General features: G+C 33.0%; 3 protein-coding genes. All 3 read left to right on the top strand.

What is annotated here, in order from left to right:
• Window positions 1-194: 194 nt before the first annotated feature.
• The 3 genes from ACFQZ9_RS28670 to ACFQZ9_RS28660 all read left to right on the top strand — a co-directional run bounded on the left by ACFQZ9_RS28670 (window position 195) and on the right by ACFQZ9_RS28660 (window position 2000).
• On the top strand, window positions 195-554 hold the full coding sequence (locus tag ACFQZ9_RS28670) for a hypothetical protein (protein WP_498946761.1): 360 nt from the start codon (window positions 195-197) through the stop codon (window positions 552-554).
• Window positions 555-707: 153 nt separating this feature from the next.
• Window positions 708-941, top strand: coding sequence for a hypothetical protein (locus ACFQZ9_RS28665; RefSeq protein ID WP_498946760.1), 234 nt, complete (start codon window positions 708-710; stop codon window positions 939-941).
• A 60-nt stretch (window positions 942-1001) separates the two neighbouring features.
• Entirely contained in the window at window positions 1002-2000 is a 999-nt protein-coding gene (locus ACFQZ9_RS28660; RefSeq protein WP_498946759.1) for a DUF1835 domain-containing protein, read from the top strand.
• Window positions 2001-2048: the final 48 nt, after the last annotated feature.

The following is a 2048-nucleotide window of genomic DNA, read 5'->3' as shown; positions in this document are numbered from 1 at the left end:
TTTATCAGTATTGACCCTTCCATACCTTTTTCATTCTTTGTGGTGAAGCGCTGATTTTTGCGCTTCATGGATGGCTATCGGGTGCATTACTGGAATAACGGTAATGCTTTTTCTTATTGAAGTAACGGGGCAGTTTAGTGGAATAAGCGATGTTATAATTTTAAGAAAACTATCCTAAAAAGAAGGTATTTTTTGTGAATATAAGAGATTTTGCTGAGTTTACATTAGATTATTTTTCATCAATTACTTTAACCGATATTGAGGAATTTGTTTTAAATGGAAAACCAACCATTAATCACGGGGACGTAAAGGAATGGTTGGAATGGTTGGAATGGTTAGAAGAAAACAGAGATTCGTTTTCCGATGATACGATGGATTTGATTCGAAACCAATTTTTAAACGATTTAGGGGCTATGCCAATTTGGTTTAAAGACAAACAATTTCAAGACAATGTGTTAGATGGTTTTAAAAGATATTTTGATGATAATTCATTTTTTCTTGAAATGTTTACAACTGCTTATTTAAAAGGGTTAGAGGAAGATGGACTTCGGTAATCTTCGATGAATTATTTTTCAAGTGTTATTGAACTATAGGGTAGCATTACTCGAACAACGGTAATGCTTTTTCTTTTTGAAGTAACTGGCAGTTAAGTTCGATAAGGATTTAGATTATAATTTGTATATTATCTGAGGAATGGAGATGGTTTGGTGGAGCTTAAAGATTTAATCAATTTCCTCAATAAATTAGAGAACAATAATATATTTTATAAGCTAAATAAAGTTAGAAATGATGCTATTATGGTTGAAATTGCAGTTCCAGGACAACGTTGGGAAATTGAATTTATGGCGGACGGAACAATAGAGATTGAAAAGTTTATTGGTGACGCTAATTTTTATGATGGTCAAGAGATAGAAGTATTGTTCAGGGATTTCTCTGATTAAACATTTCTTTAAACTAATTGTTATATTGAGGAAGGAATTATACTTATGTGGGACCCTTTTATGGAAGAAGAGAAAATAAATAAGTTCGTTAAGGAATTACCAGAGAGAGATGCAAGGTTACTTCTTAGCCATATTTTAAAAAGAATACATTTTTTAAACGAGCAGATGTTTTCTGATGAGCAGTTTATTCAAGATATGAAAAGAGCATACAAGGCTGTTTTTGAGATTACTGAACAGCAGCAAAATACAATAGAAGGACCCATCAAGGTTGTTCATATTCTGTTCGGAGATTCTGCTGCGGGATGTTTTAAACAAGCACTCAAGGAAATGGGTGCTGATTATAAGGATGAAAAGGTCATTTGTGTTCGACAAATGTTCTCTATCGGTCCTATCTGGAAGTTTAATGAAGAAGTTGGAAAACAGTACAGGTATAAATGGATGCAAGATAACTTGGCTGATGAGGATGGAGAGTTTGATGAATTCGAGGAAAATTTCAATAGAATTGTTAACCGAATTCTGTCTATTAAAGAAGATATACCAATTTATTTGTGGGCTGCTGAAAATGCTGAAGAGCAGACGGGACTACGTTTTGTCGTGGATGTCTTAAAGGAAAAAAATAATGATATTTTCGTTATGAACACAACAAAGGGATTTAATGAATTATTTAATAAGGGGAAACGGAAATATTCACTTGCTCATACAGGTGAATTATCTCCAGATAATCTCCAAGCAATTTACCAAAAACAACGAGAGGACCAATCTCCTCTAACCCAACAAGAACTGGAACAATATGAAAAGGAATGGCTTTCTCTCACTGAAAATAATGAAAATAATGAAACATTAAGAATTTGGAAAAACGGAACAGTACAAAGTGTTCCTGAAGACTATTTTGACGAACTTATTATAACTAGAGCGAAAAAACTCCACGGTAAACGTAAAATAAAAGATTTTTTTAAAGCGGCACGATTAATTGGCGATGTCCTTGGACACATACATTTAGACCAATATATAAGTGATACCTTTATAAACTACCATGAAAATAAACTTCCTCAAGATTAGAAAAATGACAATTCTTAAGAAGACCCTGCTCAATCGTTAAAAAAAAGA

This window comes from Neobacillus sp. GCM10027624 (genome assembly GCF_042675345.1).
GTDB classification, from domain to species: domain Bacteria; phylum Bacillota; class Bacilli; order Bacillales; family Cytobacillaceae; genus Neobacillus; species Neobacillus cucumis_D.
This window is presented reverse-complemented; position numbering and strand designations above follow the sequence as displayed.